Here is a 4,107-nt window from a genome sequence, read left to right as displayed (position 1 = left end):
GCGCTATCCCTGCTGCCGCCGCCGCAGACCACCAACCATTCGATCACGCTGGCCGGGCGCAAGCTGGATTACCAGGCAAAGGCGGCGACCCTGTCGCTGCTATCGGGCAAGGGCGACGTCACGGCGGAGATCTTCTACGTCGCCTACACACTGGAGCCGCCGGCAAGCGGGGCCAAAGACCAGCAGCGGCCGATCACCTTCGTGTTCAACGGCGGCCCTGGAGCAGCGTCCGCCTATCTGCATATCGGCGCACTCGGTCCACGGATAATCGCGACGGGAGCCGACGGCGAATTCCTACCGTCACCGCAAAGACTGATCGACAATCCGGACAGCTGGCTCGACATGACCGATCTCGTCTTCGTCGATCCGGTGGGAACCGGCTATAGCCGCGAGGCACCGGGTCAGGACACGCGCGACTTCTGGGGCGTCAACCAGGATGCCGGCTCGATAGGCGCCTTCATCCGGCTCTATCTCGCGCAGAACGGCCGCACCGGGTCGCCACTGTTCCTCGCCGGCGAAAGCTATGGCGGGTTCCGCGCAGCGCTGCTCGCCAGGACGTTGCAGGAAGATATCGGCATCAGTCCGAACGGCATCGTGCTGATCTCCCCGGCGCTGGAGTTCACGCTGGTGCAGCCCGACGAATTCGAGCCGCTGCATTGGGCGCTCGAACTGCCTTCACTGGCGGCGGTGCGCCTGCGCGCCGAAGGCGTCAGCGGCGACGCGTTGCGGGAGAAGCTGGCAGACGTCGAACATTATGCGATGGGCGATTACCTCACGGCAATCACCAGCGGACTGGAGCAAGGCAGGCGGCTGGCCAGCCAACGCGTGGCTGACATCACCGGCCTGCCGCTCGACCTGGTGCAGCGGAACTCCGCCCGCATCCCCACCGGCCTGTTCGCAAGGGAGTTCGCCCGCGCCAGCGGCAAGGTGCTCAGCCCCTATGACGCCACGATCGGCACGGCCGACATCGCGCCCGAGAGCGCCCGCATCGCCGGCCCGGATCCGGTGCTCGACCGCAGCGTGCCGGCGCTGACGTCGGCATTCGTCGGCTATATCAGCGACGAACTGCATTTTCGCACCGATGTCAGCTATCGGCTGCTCAATGGCGAAATCAGCCACAATTGGGATTACGGGACCGGCGCCTCGCGGCAAGGCTATGCCGGGGTGATGGACGATCTGCAGCGCGCACGCTCGCTGAACCCTTCGCTCGGCGTCGTGATCGTTAACGGCTACACCGACCTGGTGACACCTTACCTCGCCTCGCGCTACCTGGTGAGCCAGATCCCGTCGCTCGCCAATGCCAAGCCCATCCGTCTCGATGTCGTCGAGGGCGGGCACATGATGTATTTCAGGTCCGACGGCCGGCGCGCGCTGAAAGAAGCCGCTTCGGAGCTTTATCAGGCGACGCAATAGACTTGGCGACAGTGCAGCTCGCCATGGACCCGTGCCCCAATATAAGCACCGGACTGGCGTAGCGCCGCAGGGGTTTTCGCCCGTATAGCTTGGTACCAAGGGAGTTGAATTCACGGCTCCCTTGTGTCGCTCCTCACAGCATTTCTGCCGCTCCGGCAAATTTGGTCCCACGCGCCTTATGGCCGATATCGCCATTCTCGAAACACGCGAGCGGGTTCTTGCAGGCATCCTGCTGACCGGTGCGGCCTATCTGCTGTTTTCGACACAGGATGCTTCGATCAAGCTGCTGGTCGTCGGCCTGAGCGTCTGGCAGATCATGTTCTTCCGCAGCATCACCATTCTGGGCGCGTGCGCGGCGATCGGCGGACGACAGCTGTTTGCCGACACGATGCGCTCGCCGATCGTGCGGCCGATGCTGGTGCGCAGTGCCTTCACGCTTGCTGCGTGGCTCTGCTACTACAACGCCGCGCGCAGCCTGCAGCTCGCCGAACTGACCACCGTTTATTACGCGGCCCCGATCATCGTCACCGTGCTTTCGGTGTTCCTGCTCGGCGAAAAGGTGCCGATGCTGCGCTGGCTGGCGGTGCTGATCGGCTTTGCCGGCGTGTTCATCGCTTGCGATCCGACCCATCTCGGCCTGTCCGTGCCGGTGCTGCTGGTGCTGGCGGCCGCCTTCTTGTGGGGCATCGCCATCGTGCTCTTGCGCAGGACCGCCCTTGCCGAGCGCTCGATGATCCAGCTCCTGCTCAACAATTTCTATTTCCTGCTGTTTTCGGCGGTGCCGGCGCTGCTCTGGTGGCAGACGCCAAACCTGGCGCAATTGCTGCTGCTTGCCAGCGTCGGCGCACTCGGCGGCCTGGCGCAGTATCTTCTCTTCGAAGGCATGAAGCGCACACCAGCCTCGGTGCTGGCACCGCTGGAATACACCTCGCTGTTGTGGGCATTCGCACTCGGCTTTGCGATCTGGGGCGACGTGCCGCGCCGCGAAGTTTTCCTGGGCGCTGCGCTGATCGTCGCCGCCGGCCTGCTGATCGTCGGCACCGAGCATTTCCGCAAACGGCTGTGATGTGGATGGCCATGATTGCTGACGCTACGATGTCAGGACCAAGCGGCGTAGGCTGGCGGCATGACTGAGATTGCAGCCGCCACCGACACCGCCGCGGAGCGGACACTCGGCATCATCCTGGTGTCGTCCTCAGCCGCCGTCTTCGGCCTGACGGGCGTGCTGACGAAATCAATCCACGCCGACCCGTTGACCATCATCTGCTGGCGCGGCTTTGTCGGCGCGATCCTGATCAGCCTCTATGTGCTGTGGCGGCGTCACCGTTCCGGTGGGCGTGAGACCCTGCGGCTTGGCTGGCGCGGCTGGCTGCTGGCGGTGGAAGGCGCGCTGGCCAGCATCGCTTTCATCTCGGCGTTCAAGTTCACCTTCGTCGCCAATGTCGCTGTCATCTATGCCACAGCACCTTTCGTCACGGCGCTGCTGGCCTGGGTTCTGACGCGCGAACCCTTCCGGTTGCAGACGATGGTCGCCGCCGCAGTGTCGCTGTGCGGCGTGGCGATCATGGTCTGGTCCGGCTTCGGCACCGGCAATCTGTTCGGCGACGGACTGGCACTGCTGATGACCATCGGCAGCGGCCTTTACATGATCATGGTTCGCGCCTTCCGCGACACGCCCGTGGTGTGGGCCGGTGCGGTGTCGGCATTCCTGTTGTTCGTGCTCGGTTGGTTCGTCACCGATCCGCTGGCGGTTTCGCCGAGAGATGCCGTTCTGCTCGCCACTTTCGGCGCGTCCTTCGCGCTGTCCTCGATCCTGTGGACGGAGGGCGCAAGACTCATCCCGCCGGCCGAATCCGGGCTTCTCGGTTCGGCCGAAGTGCCGTTCGCGATCCTGTTTGCCTTCCTGTTCCTGGGCGAGATTGCACCAGCCGCCAGCATGATCGGCGGCGCCGTCGTGCTCACCGCAGTGTTCGCCCATGCGGGGCGGGATTGGCTGATGGCGCGCTCGCAACGCATGGCGTCAAATATTTCTTAAAAAAGTGACACAGTCATGGAACCATCATCCGGGTCAGGCATTATTGCTGCGACGGGCCATCCCCAAGTCCCCCCAAACCCCTCGGCCCGTCCTACTCCAAGCCGACCGTAAGGTCGGCTTTTTCTTTGCCGCTTGCCGACCGTAAGGTCGGCTTTCTCTTTGCCACTTGGGACCGCAAGGTCGGTTTCTTTGGGTATTCAGCCCGACAAGGCAAGGTTACCGCTGAGCAGGGTCGCCAGATCGGCTGCCGATCCATCGGCACCGGCGCGCAGCCGGATGGCGAACTCAGCCAAAGGCACCTGGGGCAGGCCAAGCTGGCGCGGCGCCTCGACAATCCCGGAATGGGCAAAGCGAGCCGTTCGCAGCGTCAGTGCGACACCGGCGTTCACGGCTGTGCGCAGGCCGGCCAGACTGGCGCTGCCGGCAGCAATGCGGTAGCGGCGGCCGGCGGCATCGAGTGCGGCAAGTGCCGCTTCGCGAAAACCGCAATATGGATCGAGCAGCGCCAGCGGCAGTTCCTCCTGCCGCGTGGCCAGCCCCTTTTGTGAGCATAGCCATATCATCGGCTCGCGCAGCACGCCGACTTCGTCCGGCGCTGCCGTCTGGCGCATGACGATCGCCAGATCGAGGCCGCCAGACTGCAGCGCCTGCGCCAACTC

At 64.4% G+C, this 4,107-nt stretch carries 4 protein-coding genes; 3 read left to right on the top strand and 1 reads right to left on the bottom strand.

Annotation, left to right across the window (positions count from 1 at the left end; all coding sequences use genetic code 11):
- From EN949_RS33405 to EN949_RS33395, 3 genes are all read left to right on the top strand, one after another.
- A partial coding sequence (locus EN949_RS33405; RefSeq protein WP_127371931.1) for a peptidase S10 occupies window positions 1-1,413 on the top strand: 1,413 nt, incomplete at its 5' end.
- Between the two features lie 178 nt (window positions 1,414-1,591).
- Window positions 1,592-2,479 carry a DMT family transporter gene (locus EN949_RS33400; protein WP_027162693.1) on the top strand — a complete coding sequence of 296 codons (888 nt, stop codon included), beginning with the start codon at window positions 1,592-1,594 and terminating at the stop codon, window positions 2,477-2,479.
- 60 nt (window positions 2,480-2,539) lie between these two features.
- Window positions 2,540-3,448 (top strand): DMT family transporter, encoded by a 909-nt coding sequence (locus EN949_RS33395; protein ID WP_127367300.1) that lies wholly within the window; start codon window positions 2,540-2,542, stop codon window positions 3,446-3,448.
- A 197-nt stretch (window positions 3,449-3,645) separates the two neighbouring features.
- Here EN949_RS33395 and EN949_RS33390 read toward each other — a convergent pair.
- On the bottom strand, window positions 3,646-4,107 hold a 462-nt coding region (locus EN949_RS33390; protein ID WP_245472572.1), incomplete at its 5' end, for a LysR substrate-binding domain-containing protein.

It is taken from the genome of Mesorhizobium sp. M7A.F.Ca.US.007.01.2.1 (assembly GCF_003998165.1).
Classification (GTDB): domain Bacteria; phylum Pseudomonadota; class Alphaproteobacteria; order Rhizobiales; family Rhizobiaceae; genus Mesorhizobium; species Mesorhizobium ciceri.
Note: the sequence above shows the minus strand (reverse complement) of the source record. Positions and strands in the feature narration are given on the sequence as shown.